Origin of the sequence: Halomonas sp. TP35 (assembly GCF_052375975.1) — a bacterium.
GTDB classification, from domain to species: Bacteria; Pseudomonadota; Gammaproteobacteria; order Pseudomonadales; family Halomonadaceae; genus Vreelandella; species Vreelandella citrativorans.
The window spans coordinates 201,200-217,250 of the sequence record NZ_JBQSUZ010000001.1 but is presented as its reverse complement, the minus strand read 5'-3'; the positions used below and the strand labels follow the sequence as shown (position 1 = coordinate 217,250).

Below are 16,051 nucleotides of genomic sequence, written 5' to 3'. Positions count from 1 at the left end.
ACACGATATCCGCTAACCAATAGGGGCGCCATTGAAATGGCGCCCCTATTGGCAACAACAAAGTACAGCAAAAAATCTGACTATCGCGCTATTTTGGGCACCGCATTGAGCTCGCGCCACTCCTTGTGAAGCCCTTTATAAAGGCTGAAACACATCAGCAGAAGCACCAGCGTAAAGGGTAACCCTGTCGCCACCGCGCCTGCTTGCAGCGCGCTAAGCGCCGCGCTACCGCCACCGTAAAGCAGCACACCAGCGATGACGCCTTCAAGCGCGGCCCAGAACACCCGCTGCCCCTTGGGCGCATCGGTTTTCCCGCCCGCGGTGATATTGTCGATGACGAGGGAACCAGAATCCGCCGAGGTAATGAAAAAGACCAGCACCAGCACAATCGCCAGCGTCGAGGTGATGCCAGTGAACGGCAGTAGCTCCAGCATGTGGAACATGGCAAGCGAAACGTCGCTGATGCCGTTGGCTAATTCGCCCATGCTATTTTCGGCCTGAAACAGTGCCGCGCCGCCAAAGGTGCTCATCCATACCAGCGTGACCAGCGTCGGCACCAACAGCACCGCAATCAGGAACTCGCGTACCGTACGCCCCGGGATACGCGGGCAATAAACATCCCCACAAACGGCGACCAGGAGATCCACCACGCCCAGTAGAAGATGGTCCAGCCGTGATACCAGACATCATCATCGCGGCCAATCCAGTTCGAAAGCGGCAGGATATGGCTGACATAGTCCACTGCAGTGGTGCCAATTCCCGTTATAATCATTAGCGTCGGTCCGGCGATTACCACAAACAGCAGCAGCACTGCCGCGACCACCATATTGATGTTCGAGAACAGCTTGACGCCACCGTCGATTCCCCGCCATACCGAAAACAGTGCAATCACTGTAACCACCAGGATGATTGCCATCTGCGTTCCAAGGGTATTGGGTATGTCGAAAAGATAGGCAAGCCCGCCAGCCGCTTGGGTAGCGCCAAAGCCAAGCGACGTTGCCAAGCCAAAGATGGTTGCCAATACGGCAAGAATATCAATGGCATGGCCTGCCCAGCCGCGCGTTCGCTCACCCAAAATCGGGTAAAAAGCAGAGCGCAGGGTTAGCGGCAAGCCTTTATTGTAGGTAAAAAAAGCCAAGGATAGCGCGACAACGCCATAGATCGCCCATGGATGAAGCCCCCAATGAAACATGGTGGCGCCCATGGCGGCGCTAGCGCCCTCCGGTGTACCTGCGGGAATATTCAAGGGCGTACCGTACCAATCGGTGTAGTAGGCCACTGGTTCAGCAACACTCCAGAACATCAGCCCGATACCCATGCCCGCCGCAAACAGCATGGCGAACCAGGAGGTGCGCGAGTATTCCGGCTTGGCATCACTTCCGCCCAAGCGTATCCGCCCAACCGGCAGACAGATAAGCGCCAGACAGAACACTACAAAAATATTACCCGCAATCATGAACAGCCAGTCGAAATGCTCAATCGACCAGTTCTTGGCAAGGCCAAGCTGGGTATTCGCAGCATCGGGATAGATCAGCGCATAAAGAATAAACAGCAGAATGGCGAGTGCGGAGAGCGGAAAGACGGGGTTATGGAAATCCAGCCCCATCACCTGCTTGTTATCCTGACCGGGGGTCAAAACAGGATCATCATGGTCCATAGGTTATCCTCGTTGTTATTTTTTTCTGTACGCTAACCGCCGAGGTGGCGGATAGGGCGTTTAAATTTTTAGGCGATACTCACTTGCGCAGTTATTCAAAACCGACCCCGGCATAGCTATTGCCGCGTTGCCAGCGCTATTGCCGGCCGATTTATAGGTACACTGACAGACCAACAACCAACACAAGAGAGGATGCCGTCATGATGATTGTCGAACTGATTGATGGTGATGATTTTCGGGCACAGCTGACCGCGCTGGGTATCAATATTCCAGAGAACGCCGACCCCGATACATGTGCTCAAATCGCCGCTGAGGCCCATCGCAAGCAGGCGGTTACCGAGCTGCCAACGTTGGTGCGCAAGCTTATCGATCAAAAGGACATTCTGCTGCCTTCGGTACGCCACGCTATTGAGCGTTTTCTGCCCTTTGAGTAAGGGCATGAGCTGATTGATTAATGCGTTGATGAACGGATTGGCAATTGCTAAACGCAGGCTGGCCCGCCAAAGCGGGCCAGCCCATCATCAGCGTGCAGTTAGCCCTGCGCCAACTGCAGCGATACGCTATCGCTTCCCAGATTGCTGAGCATGCGCTCGGAGTACCAATCAATAAAGTCGATGACGCCAAACTCGTAGGTTGGTGAATAGGGGCCGGGCTGGTAGGCCTTGGAGTTGATACCGCGCTGATTCTCTTCCGCCAGCTGGCGATCCTGATCGTTGGTGGCGTCCCATACGCGACGCATGTTTTCCAGGTCGTAATCCACGCCCTCTACCGCGTCCTTGTGCACCAGCCACTTGGTCGTGACCATGGTTTTCTGCGGACCAAGCGGCAATACACGGAACACGACGGCATGGTCGCCCATGAAGTGGTTCCAGGAGTTGGGCAGGTGCAGAATGCGCAGCGAGCCCATGTCCGGGCTGGTCAACCGGCCCATCAGCTTGTTACACGCTGGCTTGCCATCCATGGTCATGGACACCACGCCATCAAGTAGCGGTGTGCGCGTCAGGCGGTTACGCTTGTCAAAGCGCTTGAGCCGCCAAGGCACCTGCTCGCCGTTCCAATCGGCCTGCTTGCGGAATACCAGGTCTTTGTACTTGTCCGTCGCGCGCGGGTCTTCGGTATCGTCAAACTCGATTAGCGAGTTCAAAAGCTCTGGGTGCGCACCATTACAGTGATAACACTCGCGGTTATTCTCGATGACCAGCTTCCAGTTGGCCTGCTCAATAATACTCGACTCTACAGCGACCTTGACGTTGTCCATCTGGTACGGCTCAAGGTAGTGCTCAAGCGTCACCAGGAAATCGTCGATGGCGGGCGGGTTATCGCTCAGATTAATAAACACAAAGCCCCCCGCAGTGCACACGCTAACCGGCTTCAGCCCGAACTGGTTAAGGTCGAAGTCCGTACCCATGTCGCTTCCGGCAAACAGCAGGCGGCCGTCAAGCTCGTAAGTCCACTGATGGTAGGGGCATACCAGTTTTGCGACTTTTCCCTTGTCCTTGGTGCACAGTCGTGAGCCACGATGGCGGCATACGTTATGAAACGCATGAATCTGTCCTTCACCGCCACGCACAATCACAACGGGATTATTACCGATTTCCAAGGTCATAAAGTTGCCCTTGGCCGGTATCTCGCAGGTCATCCCTGCGAATAGCCACTCTTTTTCAAAGACTTCCTGCATATCGAGCGCAAACAAGCGGGCATCGTTATAGAACGGCTGGGGTAGAGAAAAGGCGTGCGCACGGGACTGCAGCATATCAACCGTCGCTTCACGCATGGCGGCCAGAGGGTCGTTGAGTGTGTCATCCATTGTCTTGTTCATACCAGATATCCTTTTAAATACCGCCTCCCTTACCCAGGGTGGCGACAGAGTCATTAACCAAACGTAATTGTCTTGTTGTTAAGTTGCTGAACCTGGCGATTGTGTGAAGCGCGCAGCGCTTGCTACTTGTTGATGGATTGTGGTCCACGCCATTTGCTTTCAATTGTCTGCCCACGACACTATGTGGCGTGGCGACGACGTGAGCGGAGATTTTTGATAGGCCGAAGGTGCCGCAAGGTAAGTGCGTGTCGCTAACAGGCAAGCTGGTCATAAAGCGCGTACTCAGAATGCAGGTTAATGGTGCTGGACCGTGCAGACAGGACGGGCCGGTGAAGGCAACGCGATAGCACGGCCATATTGAGACGACGATGACAACGAACTTCTTTAATCCCGTCACGACCCAAACCTGGACCAACGGCCGCCACCATGTGCGGTGCGTCAAGATCATTCAGGAAACCTGGGACGTTCGCACGTTCTGCTTTATGGCTGAACAGCCGGTAATGTTCTTCTTCAAGCCGGGCCAATTTGTGACACTAGAGCTCGAAATCGATAATCAGCCCGTTATGCGCTCCTATACGATTTCAAGTTCTCCCTCCGTGCCTTACAGCTTTTCAATCACGGTCAAACAGGTGCCGGGAGGCCAGGTCTCCAACTGGCTGCATGCCAATTTAAAGGTAGGCGACGAGCTGGTGGTCCATGGTCCGGTGGGCAACTTCAACTCCATCGACTTTCCTGCCGAAAAGGTGCTGCTTCTCTCAGGCGGTGTAGGCATCACACCGCTAATGTCGATGACGCGTTGGCTCTTCGATACCAACGCCAACGTCGACGTGGAATTCATCCACAGCGCCCGCGCCCCGCGCGATGTCATTTTCCATCGCGAGCTGGTGCACATGTTCTCGCGTATACCCGAATTCAAGCTCCATATCGTGTGCGAGAAGAAAGAAGATATCGGTGAGGCATGGGCTGGCTACCGCGGTTTTCTAACCCAGCCCATGCTTGAGCTGATGGCACCGGACTTCCTTGAGCGGGAGATCTTCTGTTGCGGCCCCGTACCGTATATGAATGCCATCAAAGCGATTTTGCGCGCCAACAACTACAACATGGACCACTACCATGAAGAGCTGTTTGGCGAGACGCCGGTTGACGTTCAGGAAGACGTCCTGGAGCTTGCCGAGCAGGCCGAAGTGGAAGCCGAGCTAGCAGAGCCTGAGGATCTGATCAACATCGAATTTGCCCAGTCGGGCAAAAGTGTACGTATACAAGCAGGCGAAACGGTTCACGCCGCAGCCGCCAAGCTGGGGCTGCATATTCCCAAGGCTTGCGGTATGGGCATCTGCGGCACCTGCCGAGTGGAGCTGAAATCTGGCGAGGTGGAAATGGAGCATAACGGCGGTATCACCGACGAAGATATTGAAGAGGGCTACATTCTGTCCTGCTGCAGCAAACCGAAAGGTGACCTGGTAGTCGACTTCTAATGCGGTAGCCCCTCACTCACCACTAGCCCGACCCAAAACGGATACTGAGTTCCTCGGTATCCGTTTTTTTGTGGCGTACACTCGCCTTAAGCGGACACAAAAAAACGCCCATGGCACGTAGCCATGAGCGTTATTAGCGTTGGTTACCCGCTTCTTTTAGCGCTTAATCAGGCAACACCAAGCAATCCATGCGGATCAAGCACGAACTTGCTGGCCACGCCCGCATCGAACTGCTCGTAACCTGCTGGCGCATCTTCCAGCGAAATCACCTGGGCGTTAACGATCTCGGCAATGTTCAAACGCCCGTGCAGAATGGCCTGCATCAGCTGGCGGTTGTACTGCACTACCGGCGTCTGGCCGGTATGGAACGAGAGCCCCTTGGCCCAGCCCTGGCCAAAGCGCAGGCTCAGGCTACCGGTTTGTGCGGCTTTCTCGGTCGCACCCGGGTCTTCCGTTACGTATAGGCCTGGAATGCCGATAGAGCCGCCTTCGCGCGTTACTTCCATCATCTGGTTAAGCACTACTGCCGGTTGCTCTTTACCGCCATGCCCAATAGCTTCAAAACCAACCGCATCAATGGCGCTGTCTACACTGGGCTCGCCAACCACCGCGGCAATCATCTCGCCCAAACGGTCATGCTTGCTTAGATCAATCGGTACAAAGCCCATCTTGCGGGCGTGCTCCAGGCGATCCTTGTTGAAATCGCCAATCATCACTACCGCTGCGCCTAACAGGCGTGCCGAGGCGGCAGCAGCCAGCCCTACAGGGCCTGCGCCCGCTACGTACACGGTGGAACCCGCACCAACGCCCGCTTTCAAGGCGCCGTGGAAACCGGTCGGAAGAATATCGCTCAACATGGTTAGATCGCGAATCTGGCTCATGGCCTGATCACGGTCCGGGAACTTGAGCAGGTTGAAGTCAGCGTAGGGCACCATTACGTAGTGCGCCTGACCGCCCACCCAGCCACCCATATCAACATAGCCGTAGGCACCGCCCGCTCGGTCATCGTTAACATGTAGACAAAGACCGGTGTGGCCCTCTTTACAGGTGCGACAGCGGCCGCAAGCGACGTTGAAGGGAACGGATACAATATCGCCAATGTTTAGAAACTCGACGCCCTTGCCTTTTTCGATCACCTCACCAGTGATCTCGTGCCCCAGCACCATACCGGTAGGCGCCGTGGTGCGTCCGCGTACCATGTGCTGGTCGGAGCCGCAAATATTCGTGGACACTACTTTCAGAATGACACCGTGATCAATGGGCTTGCCATGGGGGGTTTCCATTTTCGGGTAGGCGATATCCTGAACTTCGACTTTACCGTCGCCGATATAAACAACACCACGATTGTTGGACATGCGAAATCCTCTCTTCCGGGTGCTGGCGCAGTCTCAAGAGGTTTTCTCAGAGAGCGGTCTCAAGGACGCTATCAAGGGCCACTCCAACAACTGCGCTGGCATCATTATTTTAAATCGAGCTGGCGTATGTGAAGCGCTTTCGAGAAACGCTTCCTGATCAGCAGGCCAATTAAAGATTAGCCTGTTGCCGCAGCATGACGCACCCGGCCTACCCGCAATTACTTATAAACGACGTCGAGCAATAAATGAGCGACGCCTTATAAAGGCCCATAAAAAATTCACGTCAATGTCGCAAATACGCCGAGCGGTGACGTCGGTAAGCATCTTGGGGGGCAAGCCCAGCGATACTATCGCGGCACGATAGCGTGAATGGTGATGCCATTCCTGACGCTAACAAACTCCCAGACCGAATATAAGCGACTAGCCTGGAGACCCAGATGACTCACAATAACTTTTCTCCCGAAGCCCGCTTGGCCAACTACGACACGGCCCTTGCCTCGGCAATCGCTGAAGAGACAGCGCGTCAAGAAGCCCACATCGAACTGATCGCCTCTGAGAACTACACCAGCAAGCTGGTGATGGAAGCGCAAGGCACCCAGTTGACTAACAAGTACGCCGAAGGCTATCCCGGTAAGCGCTATTACGGCGGCTGTGAATTCGTCGACAAGGTGGAAGCGCTGGCTATCGAGCGGGCTTGCAGCCTGTTTGGTGCCAACTATGCCAACGTACAGCCCCATTCCGGCGCTCAGGCCAATGCGGCGGTATTCATGGCGCTGGTAAGTCCTGGCGACACTATTCTGGGCATGAGCCTGGCCCACGGCGGCCACCTGACCCACGGTGCAGCCCCCAACTTCTCGGGCAAGCACTACAACGCTATCCAGTACGGCCTGGTCGAAGGCACCGGCGAAATCGACTACGACGAAGTAGAGCGGCTGGCGCGAGAGCATAAGCCGAAAATGATCATTGCGGGTTTCTCGGCCTATTCACGCGTGGTCGACTGGCGCCGTTTCCGTAACATCGCCGATGAAGTCGGCGCCTATCTGATGGTCGATATGGCCCACGTAGCGGGCCTGGTAGCTGCTGGTCTCTACCCGAGCCCGCTGCCCTATGCCCATGTCGTGACGACCACGACCCACAAGACACTGCGCGGCCCGCGCGGCGGCCTGATTCTCTCCGCCGATGGCGACGAGACGCTTTACAAGAAGCTCAATGGCGCGGTATTCCCCGGCCAGCAGGGCGGCCCGCTGATGCATGTGATCGCGGCCAAAGCGGTGGCGTTCAAAGAGGCCATGAACCAGGACTTCGTTAACTACCAGCGTCAGGTTATCGCCAACGCCCGTGCGATGGCGCGCATCTTCGTTGAGCGTGGTTTTGATGTGGTTTCCGGCGGTACCGACGATCACCTGTTCCTGGTCTCGCTGATCAAACAGGGCATTACCGGTAAAGATGCCGACGCAGCCCTTGGGCGCGCGCATATCACGGTCAACAAGAACACCGTGCCCAACGACCCGCAAAGCCCCTTCGTTACCTCGGGCCTGCGCATTGGCACTCCGGCGGTAACCACCCGCGGAATGGTTGAGGCAGACTGTGAGCACCTGGCAGGCTGGATTTGCGACATTCTTGACGTACTGGCCGACCAGCAGGACACCACTGACGTAGAAAACCAGGTACGTGAAAACGTCGCCGACCTGTGTGCCCACTACCCGGTATATGGCCAAGCCCAAACCACCAGTGAGCACGTAGCCGATAGCGCCTCAATCGCCTGACGATAGCCGCCAGCCGGCTCCGCGGAGCCGATCAAGGAGAAACTTTATGCAACGTTATTCCGGCTTCGGACTGGTCAAACATGCGCTTGGACATCACGAAAACTGGGAGCGCCAGTGGCGCAACCCTGAGCCCAAGAAGCGCTACGACGTCATCATTGTCGGTGGTGGCGGTCACGGACTAGCCACTGCTTACTACCTGGCGAAAGAGTTCGGCATCAAGAATGTCGCCGTGGTTGAAAAGGGCTGGCTGGGCGGCGGCAACACCGCACGTAATACCACCATCGTACGCTCTAACTATCTATGGGATGAATCAGGGCGGCTTTACAACCACTCGCTGGATCTGTGGAAGGGCCTCTCCCAGGATTTGAACTACAACGTGATGTTTTCCCAGCGCGGTGTACTCAATCTGGGCCACACCCTGCAGGACATGCGTGATATTCAGCGCCGCGTTCATGCTAACCGTTTGAACGGTATCGACAGCGAGGTAGTCACTCCGCAACAGATCAAGGAGATCGAGCCTCAACTGGATATTTCCAGCCGTGCCCGCTACCCGATCATGGGCGCTTCCTGGCAGAAGAGTGCCGGCGTGGCGCGCCACGATGCGGTGGCCTGGGGCTATGCGCGTGGTGCCGATGCTCTCGGCGTGGATCTTCTGCAAAATACCGAGGTCACCGGCTTCAAGATTCGCGATGGCAAGGTGCTGGGCGTCCACACCAACCGCGGTGATATCGAAGCCAATACCGTGGGCTGCGTGGCGGCGGGCAACTCCGGCGTATTGGCTAACATGGCGGGCATCAAGCTGCCGTTGGAATCCCATCCGCTACAAGCATTAGTGTCCGAGCCGCTCAAGCCGGTCCTCAATACCGTCACCATGTCCAACCACGTTCACGGCTACATCAGCCAGTCCGACAAGGGCGACCTGGTCATCGGGGCGGGCATCAACGGCTACGTCGGTTACGGCCAGCGCGGCAGCTACTCGACCATTGAGCACACCCTTCAGGCCATCGTCGAGATGTTCCCGATGTTCTCTCGGGTGCGTATGAACCGCCAGTGGGGCGGCATCGTCGATACCTGCCCGGATGCTTGCCCGATCCTGTCCAAAACGAAGGTTAAAGGTCTGTATTTCAACTGTGGCTGGGGCACCGGTGGTTTCAAGGCGACCCCCGGATCCGGGCATGTTTTCGCCGCAAGCCTGGCCAAGGGTGAAATGCACCCCATCGCTGCGCCTTTTTCCATCGACCGTTTCAATACCGGTGCGCTGATTGATGAACACGGCGCCGCTGGCGTGGCGCACTGAGGAGAGCCCATCATGTTTTATATCTTCTGCCCCTACTGCAAGGAGCACCGCGAGGAAGAGGAGTTCCACCCTCGCGGCCAGGCCCACTTGATGCGCCCTTCCGACCCGGACAATACCAGCGACGAGGAGTGGGGTGACTACCTGTTCTTCCGCAACAACCCGCGCGGTATTCACCACGAAATGTGGGTGCACTCGGTGGGCTGTCGCAAGTTCTTCAATATCACCCGCAATACGGTGACCTACGAAATTCTCGAAACCTACCCCATGGGTGAGCAGCCAAGCATTACGGCGGCAACGCCCGATGTTCGTCACGAACAAGGTGTTCAAGTGGCCGATGGCGGCTGGCAGACCGTGGGCGCACGGCCTGAAAACAAAGCACTGAATGAGGAGGCCTCGCCATGACCCAGAAAAATCGTATTGATGCCGGCGGGCGTGTCGATCGTTCCCAAGTGCTTGAATTCACCTTTAACGGCCAGCGTTACCAGGGTCTGAAAGGCGACACGCTCGCTTCGGCACTGCTCGCCAACGGCGTGAATATCGTCAACCGTAGCTTCAAGTATTCACGCGCTCGCGGCATTGTCGCCGCCGGTGCCGAAGAGCCCAATGCCGTCGTTCAGTTGGGCGCCAAGGATGACACCCAAGTGCCCAACGTCCGCGCTACCCAGCAGGGCCTGTACAACGGCCTGGTGGCGCGCAGTACCAATGGTTGGCCCAACGTTCAGCGTGACGTAATGAGCTGGGTAGGCAAGCTGGGCGGTGGTTTTATGCCGCCAGGGTTCTACTACAAGACCTTTATGGCCCCTGCCTCAATGTGGATGACCTATGAGAAGTATATCCGCATGGGCGCGGGGCTAGGTCGTGCACCGACCGAGTCCGATCCGGACATTTATGATCACATGCATCACCACTGCGATGTGATGGTGATCGGCGCGGGCCCAGCGGGGCTTGCCGCGGCGCTTTCTGCCGCGCGTTCCGGTGCGCGTTCCGGTGCGCGTGTGATCCTGTGTGATGAACAGGAAGAGATGGGCGGCTCGCTACTGGATAGCCGCGAAACCCTGGATGGCGTTTCAGCGACGCGCTGGGTTGAGCAAACAGTAAAAGAGCTTGGCGCGATGGATAACGTGACGCTGCTGCCACGCACCACCGCCAACGGCTATCACGACCACAACTTTGTCACGCTGCACGAGCGGCGTACCGAGCATATGGCCGATACCGCCCGTGAAGCGGGCTTCCCCGGTGAATCACGTGCGCGTCTTCACCGCGTGCGCGCCCGCCAAGTGGTGCTGGCCAGCGGCGCCCACGAACGCCCCTTGGTGTACGCCAACAACGACTTGCCGGGCACCATGCTCGCAGGCGCCGTTTCCAACTATATTCGCCGCTACGCGGTGGTGCCCGGCAACAGCCTGGTGCTTTCCACCAGCAACGACCACGCTTACCGCGCAGCTCTCGACTGGAAAGAAGCCGGACGTAAGGTCGTCGCCATTGTCGATGCCCGCGCCAACCCTGATGGCGACCTGGTTCGCCAGGCACGCGACAGCGGTATTCGCGTGATCACTGGCAGTGCCGTCATCGAAGCACGCGGTAATCAGCGTGTTACCGGCGCACGCGTCTCGGCCGTTGATCTTGAGCGTTTCGTGGTGACCGGCAAAGCCGAAGAGCTTGAGTGCGATACCATCGCCACCTCCGGCGGCTATAGCCCGGTGATCCACCTCTCCTCACACACCGGCACACGCCCGGCATGGGACGAAGAGTTATTAGGTTTTGTGCCCGGCACGGTCAAGGGCATGCAGTCGGCTGGCGGCGTGGCGGGCTATTATGCCCTCGGCGAAACGCTTGCCGATGGCGCTCGCATTGGGTGTCAGGCAGCGCTGGAGTGCGGCTTTAACAGCGCCGAGGAAGCTGCCCTGCCCGCCACGCGAGCGCGGCGTGATGCGCCTTCCTGCGCGCTTTATCAAGTGCCGCATGAAAAGAGCGCCCTACGCGCGCCCAAGCAGTTTGTTGACCTGCAAAACGATGTCACCGCGGCGGGTATTGAGCTTGCCACCCGCGAAGGCTTTGAATCCATTGAGCACGTCAAGCGCTACACCGCGCTGGGCTTTGGTACCGACCAAGGGAAGCTTGGCAACATCAACGGCATGGCGATTGCTGCACGCTGCCTGAAACGCTCGATTCCCGAAGTAGGCACCACCGTGTTCCGGCCCAACTATACGCCGGTGACCTTTGGCGCCATCGTTGGCCGTCACTGCGGCGAGCTGTTTGACCCTGAGCGCTACACCGCGCTGCACCAGTGGCACGTGGAAAACGGAGCCGAGTTCGAGGATGTCGGCCAGTGGAAACGCCCGTGGTACTTCCCTCGCACCGTGAATGGCAAGAAAGAAACCATGCACGATGCAGTCAACCGCGAGTGCTTGGCGGTGCGCGAAGGCGTGGGCATTCTGGATGCCTCGACGCTTGGCAAGATTGATATTCAAGGCCCGGATGCCCGCGAGTTCCTGGGTCGCGTCTATACCAACAAGTGGGCCCAGCTCGCCCCTGGCCGCGTGCGTTACGGCCTGATGTGTAAAGACGACGGCATGCTGATGGATGATGGTACCACCAGTTGCCTGGGTGATAACCACTTCCTGATGACCACCACCACCGGCGGCGCGGCAGGCGTACTCGAGTGGCTGGAGCTGTGGCACCAGACCGAGTGGCCGGAGCTTCAGGTCTACTTCAACTCGGTGACCGACCACTGGGCAACCATGACCGTGACCGGCCCGGACGCCCGCAAGCTTTTGTCCGAGCTGACCGACATGAATCTTGATAAAGAGAACTTCAAGTTCATGGATTGGCGCGATGCCACGGTCGCCGAGGTGCCCGCGCGCATCTTCCGCATTTCGTTCACCGGCGAGCTGGCGTTCGAGATCAACGTGCAAGCCAACTACGCCATGCACGTCTGGAAGAAGCTTTTCGAGCACGGTAAAAAGTACAACCTGACGCCTTACGGTACCGAAACCATGCACGTCCTGCGTGCGGAAAAAGGCCTGATCATTGTCGGCCAGGATACCGACGGTTCGGTGACGCCGGAAGACCTTGGAATGCGCTGGGCGATCGGCTACGACAAGCCCTTCCCGTGGATCGGCAAGCGCGCCCTGTCACGCCCCGACACCCGCCGTACGGACCGCAAGCAGTTTGTCGGCCTGAAACCCAAAGACCCAAGCGTGGTACTGGAGGAAGGCGCCCAGGTCGTCTTTGACGGCAAGCAGTCGATCCCTATGGACATGAAGGGGCACGTAACGTCGAGTTACTACAGCGCCTCGCTCAAACACGGCTTCGCCCTTGCCGTGGTAATGGGTGGTCACGAGCGAATGGGGCAGACCGTCTATATTCCCATGACCGATGGCACAGTGCATGAAGCTGAAATCGTAAGCCCTGTCTTCATCGACCCGAAAGGAGAGCGCCAGCATGTCTAACGCGAGTGTACCTAACGTTTGCGAGTTCAACACCGTGCCCGACGGCAATCCGCAGGTCGAATCTCCTCTGGCGTGGAGCTACCAGCAGCACCCGGTGCCCCGCACTAATGGTCAGGCAGGCGTTGTCCTGCGTGAAAAAGCACTGCTGGGCCACCTGGTGCTGCGCGGCGGGGCCATCGTGCTCGATGAAGCGGTTCGCGCCACGCTTGGCATGAGCCTACCGGCCAAGCCCAATGCCCTGGAACACGACGATAGCGGCGAGCGCACAATCCAGTGGCTCTCGCCCGACGAATGGCTAGTGATTGTGCCGGGCGGCGAAGAGTGCGCGCTAGAAAGTGCGCTGCGCCAGGCCTTGGGCGATGCCCACGTGAGCATCGTCAATGCAAGCGGCGGCCAGACAGTGCTAACGCTTAGCGGCGACAATGCCCGCGAGGTGCTGATGAAGTCGATCTCCTATGACGTACATCCCAGCACATTTACCGTGGGCAAGGGGGTAACCACCGTGTTTGCCAAGGCCACCGTGGTTTTGCGCCGCCCTTCCGAGACACACTGGGAATTGGTGGTGCGCCGCAGCTTTGCCGACTACTGCTACCGTTGGCTGCTCGACGCCTCGGCGGAATATGGTATCGACACACAATAATAAGCCGGCAGGCCGGCACCACCGGCCTGCCCTGACTGCTGATCAAGCTGATGAAAGAGAAGCGCCATGAGCCGAATGACGGATACCTGGATACTTGCCGCCCAATGCCCCAGCATTCTGGGCACGGTCGATGTAGTGACCCGCTTTTTAAAAGAGCAGCACTGCTATATCACCGAACTGAGCTCATTTGATGACCGGTTGGGTGAACGCTTTTTTATTCGAGCGGAGTTTCGTCCCGAGCGAGAAGCGTTTGATGAGCAGGCGTTTCAGGAAAATTTTCTGCCGCGCGCCACCGATTTCGACATGACGTTTGAACTGACCCCTCCGGCCAAGCGCACGGGTGCAGTCATTCTGGTATCCAAGGCAGATCACTGCTTAAACGACCTGCTCTACCGCTACCGTACCGGGCAGTTGCCACTGGATATCAAGGCGATTATCTCCAATCACCCGGATCTTGAGCCCTTAGCGAGCTGGCATGATCTGCCTTACTATCATCTGCCTATCACGCCCGAGACCAAGGCAGAACAGGAGGCCCAGGTACTCGATATTATTGAGAATACGGGGGCGGAGCTAGTAATTCTGGCGCGCTACATGCAGGTATTGTCACCGAGCATGTGCGAGCTTTTGAGCGGGCGAGCCATCAACATTCACCACTCACTACTACCGGGCTTCAAAGGTGCCAAGCCCTACCACCAGGCCTACGAAAAAGGCGTTAAGCTGGTAGGCGCTACGGCGCACTACATTAATAACGACCTCGACGAGGGGCCGATTATTGCTCAAGGAGTGGAGCCAGTTGATCATGCACACTACCCTGAGGACCTGGTCGCCAAAGGGCGCGATATAGAGTGTCTGACGCTCGCCCGCGCTATTGGCTATCACCTTGAGCGGCGAGTCTTTCTGCACAATGGGCGCACGGTGGTATTTGGCAACTAGCCGCGCTTGCTTGACGCTACTCCTTTCATCCACAGAACAATCATCAAGTCTGCTCATTAATCGACGCCAGGACCAGGTTACGCGGCATTAATTCGCGATTCCCCTGTCCAACGTTGGGTGAGTCGACTTTTTATTTCCCATTCAGAGGTCTTCCATGCCTATTAGTGTCTTCGACCTTTTCAAAATTGGCGTCGGCCCCTCCAGCTCACACACGGTCGGCCCCATGATGGCGGCCTTCAAGTTTTCGGCCGTTCTGCGCGATAGCCAGTTGCTCGACCAGGTGAGCCGCCTGGAAGTGCATCTGTATGGCTCGCTTTCCGCCACGGGTATCGGCCATGGAACCGACCATGCCATTATCATGGGCTTGTTGGGCGAACGCCCGGACACCATCGATCCTTCGATTATCAACACCACGATTGCGGCGTTGAAAGAGACGCGTAGCCTATCGCTGGGGCGCCAGAAAGATGTCACGTTTGAATGGGACCAGGACATTATCTTTCATGAAGAGAGCCTGCCCCATCACCCGAACGCCATGAAACTTTGCGCCTTTGCCGAAGATGGCAGCCTACTGACCGCCAACACGTACTACTCGGTAGGCGGCGGTTTTGTGGTTGACCAAAACCAGGTGGATGCCAAGCTTGAAGACATGGACACCGCCAAGATCCCCTTCGACTTTAACTCCGCCGAAGAACTACTCGCCATCTGTAAGCGTGAAGGCATGAGCATCAGCCGCCTGATGATGGAGAACGAGAAAACCTGGCGCGGCGAGCAGGAAGTAAGAGACGAGCTGTGGCGCATCTGGCAGGTCATGTGCGAGTGCATCGATAACGGCCTAACCCACGAAGGCATTCTACCCGGTGGGCTTAACGTCAAACGCCGGGCAAGGCAGCTGCATCAGCGCCTGCAGGCGGCCGAGCAGAACGACTGCCTGATCGCCACAACCTTTTCCGCCATGGAGTGGGTCAACATCTTTGCACTGGCGGTGAACGAAGAGAACGCTGCGGGAGGGCGCATGGTGACGGCCCCAACCAACGGGGCAGCGGGTATTATTCCCGCCGTGCTGCACTACTACATGAAGTTCCAGGCGGGTGCCAATGACCGCAATGTGGTGGACTTCCTGCTTGCCGCCGGTGCCATCGGTATTCTGTGCAAGAAAAATGCGTCCATATCCGGCGCCGAAGTGGGCTGCCAGGGCGAGGTGGGCTCAGCGTGCGCCATGGCCGCCGCAGGCTTGGCCGAGGTGATGGGCGCTACGCCTGAGCAGGTCGAAAACGCGGCTGAAATAGGTCTTGAGCACAACCTCGGTTTGACCTGCGACCCAGTAGGCGGGCTGGTTCAGGTGCCCTGCATCGAGCGCAACGCGATTGCCACCGTCAAGGCGATCAACGCCGCCCAAATGGCCCTGCGCGGCGACGGCACTCACTTTATCTCTTTAGATAAAGTTATCCGCACCATGCGTGATACCGGCAAAGACATGCTGGACAAGTACAAGGAAACGTCCAAGGGTGGGTTGGCGGTTAATGCGATTGAGTGTTAGCGCAGCGCTTTAGCCACGTTACACGCCACAATGTGCCAAGTTACATTGTGGCTTTTAGGCGTCAGCATTGAGCTTCACGTCCAGCGCCTAATATCCCGACTCTCTCAGGTCCCTTTCTCA

The 16,051-nt window shown here is 57.4% G+C and carries 11 protein-coding genes and 1 pseudogene; 9 read left to right on the top strand and 3 right to left on the bottom strand.

Annotated elements, in window-relative coordinates; all coding sequences use genetic code 11:
- Positions 1 to 80: 80 nt before the first annotated feature.
- Positions 81 to 1,657, bottom strand: a pseudogene (locus ACT3RU_RS01000) (BCCT family transporter).
- A 200-nt stretch (positions 1,658 to 1,857) separates the two neighbouring features.
- Between ACT3RU_RS01000 and ACT3RU_RS00995 the strand changes: the two are divergent.
- On the top strand, positions 1,858 to 2,091 hold the full coding sequence (locus ACT3RU_RS00995) for a hypothetical protein (RefSeq protein ID WP_192526872.1): 234 nt from the start codon (positions 1,858 to 1,860) through the stop codon (positions 2,089 to 2,091).
- Between the two features lie 98 nt (positions 2,092 to 2,189).
- Here the strand turns inward: ACT3RU_RS00995 and ACT3RU_RS00990 are convergent, their stop codons facing one another.
- Entirely contained in the window at positions 2,190 to 3,476 is a 1,287-nt protein-coding gene (locus ACT3RU_RS00990; protein ID WP_192526871.1) for a glycine betaine monooxygenase oxygenase subunit, read from the bottom strand.
- Positions 3,477 to 3,844: 368 nt separating this feature from the next.
- Between ACT3RU_RS00990 and ACT3RU_RS00985 the strand changes: the two genes are divergently transcribed.
- On the top strand, positions 3,845 to 4,951 hold the full coding sequence (locus ACT3RU_RS00985) for a glycine betaine monooxygenase reductase subunit (protein ID WP_192526870.1): 1,107 nt from the start codon (positions 3,845 to 3,847) through the stop codon (positions 4,949 to 4,951).
- A 167-nt stretch (positions 4,952 to 5,118) separates the two neighbouring features.
- Here the strand turns inward: ACT3RU_RS00985 and fdhA are convergent, their stop codons facing one another.
- Complete coding sequence (fdhA, locus tag ACT3RU_RS00980; protein ID WP_192526869.1) at positions 5,119 to 6,306, bottom strand: formaldehyde dehydrogenase, glutathione-independent; 1,188 nt, start codon at positions 6,304 to 6,306, stop codon at positions 5,119 to 5,121.
- A 437-nt stretch (positions 6,307 to 6,743) separates the two neighbouring features.
- On the opposite strand from fdhA, the gene glyA reads away from it, so the two are divergent.
- The 7 genes from glyA (at position 6,744) to ACT3RU_RS00945 (ending at position 15,931) form a co-directional block, all read left to right on the top strand.
- Positions 6,744 to 8,072 (top strand): serine hydroxymethyltransferase, encoded by a 1,329-nt coding sequence (gene glyA, locus ACT3RU_RS00975; protein ID WP_192526868.1) that lies wholly within the window; start codon positions 6,744 to 6,746, stop codon positions 8,070 to 8,072.
- A 46-nt stretch (positions 8,073 to 8,118) separates the two neighbouring features.
- Positions 8,119 to 9,369: a sarcosine oxidase subunit beta family protein gene (locus ACT3RU_RS00970; protein WP_192526867.1), complete on the top strand. Its 1,251-nt coding sequence runs from the start codon at positions 8,119 to 8,121 to the stop codon at positions 9,367 to 9,369.
- Between the two features lie 12 nt (positions 9,370 to 9,381).
- On the top strand, positions 9,382 to 9,771 hold the full coding sequence (locus tag ACT3RU_RS00965; RefSeq protein ID WP_192526866.1) for a sarcosine oxidase subunit delta: 390 nt from the start codon (positions 9,382 to 9,384) through the stop codon (positions 9,769 to 9,771).
- Positions 9,768 to 12,821 carry a sarcosine oxidase subunit alpha family protein gene (locus tag ACT3RU_RS00960; RefSeq protein ID WP_192526865.1) on the top strand — a complete coding sequence of 1,018 codons (3,054 nt, stop codon included), beginning with the start codon at positions 9,768 to 9,770 and terminating at the stop codon, positions 12,819 to 12,821. The genes ACT3RU_RS00965 and ACT3RU_RS00960 overlap by 4 nt, the downstream gene beginning before the upstream one ends.
- The gene (locus ACT3RU_RS00955) at positions 12,814 to 13,461 is read left to right on the top strand and encodes a sarcosine oxidase subunit gamma (protein ID WP_192526864.1); all 648 of its coding nucleotides are present in this window, start codon (positions 12,814 to 12,816) and stop codon (positions 13,459 to 13,461) included. The genes ACT3RU_RS00960 and ACT3RU_RS00955 overlap by 8 nt, the downstream gene beginning before the upstream one ends.
- 66 nt (positions 13,462 to 13,527) lie before the next feature.
- Positions 13,528 to 14,394: a formyltetrahydrofolate deformylase gene (gene purU, locus ACT3RU_RS00950; protein WP_192526863.1), complete on the top strand. Its 867-nt coding sequence runs from the start codon at positions 13,528 to 13,530 to the stop codon at positions 14,392 to 14,394.
- 154 nt (positions 14,395 to 14,548) lie between these two features.
- Positions 14,549 to 15,931 carry an L-serine ammonia-lyase gene (locus tag ACT3RU_RS00945; RefSeq protein WP_192526862.1) on the top strand — a complete coding sequence of 461 codons (1,383 nt, stop codon included), beginning with the start codon at positions 14,549 to 14,551 and terminating at the stop codon, positions 15,929 to 15,931.
- Positions 15,932 to 16,051 lie beyond the last annotated feature (120 nt).

Coding starts and splice junctions, on each gene's coding strand:
- ACT3RU_RS00945 (WP_192526862.1), top strand. CDS start 14,549: ATGCCTATTAGTGTCTTCGACCTTTTCAAAATTGGCGTCGGCCCCTCC.
- ACT3RU_RS00970 (WP_192526867.1), top strand. CDS start 8,119: ATGCAACGTTATTCCGGCTTCGGACTGGTCAAACATGCGCTTGGACAT.
- purU (WP_192526863.1), top strand. CDS start 13,528: ATGAGCCGAATGACGGATACCTGGATACTTGCCGCCCAATGCCCCAGC.
- glyA (WP_192526868.1), top strand. CDS start 6,744: ATGACTCACAATAACTTTTCTCCCGAAGCCCGCTTGGCCAACTACGAC.
- fdhA (WP_192526869.1), bottom strand. CDS start 6,306: ATGTCCAACAATCGTGGTGTTGTTTATATCGGCGACGGTAAAGTCGAA.
- ACT3RU_RS00985 (WP_192526870.1), top strand. CDS start 3,845: ATGACAACGAACTTCTTTAATCCCGTCACGACCCAAACCTGGACCAAC.
- ACT3RU_RS00960 (WP_192526865.1), top strand. CDS start 9,768: ATGACCCAGAAAAATCGTATTGATGCCGGCGGGCGTGTCGATCGTTCC.
- ACT3RU_RS00995 (WP_192526872.1), top strand. CDS start 1,858: ATGATGATTGTCGAACTGATTGATGGTGATGATTTTCGGGCACAGCTG.
- ACT3RU_RS00955 (WP_192526864.1), top strand. CDS start 12,814: ATGTCTAACGCGAGTGTACCTAACGTTTGCGAGTTCAACACCGTGCCC.
- ACT3RU_RS00965 (WP_192526866.1), top strand. CDS start 9,382: ATGTTTTATATCTTCTGCCCCTACTGCAAGGAGCACCGCGAGGAAGAG.
- ACT3RU_RS00990 (WP_192526871.1), bottom strand. CDS start 3,476: ATGAACAAGACAATGGATGACACACTCAACGACCCTCTGGCCGCCATG.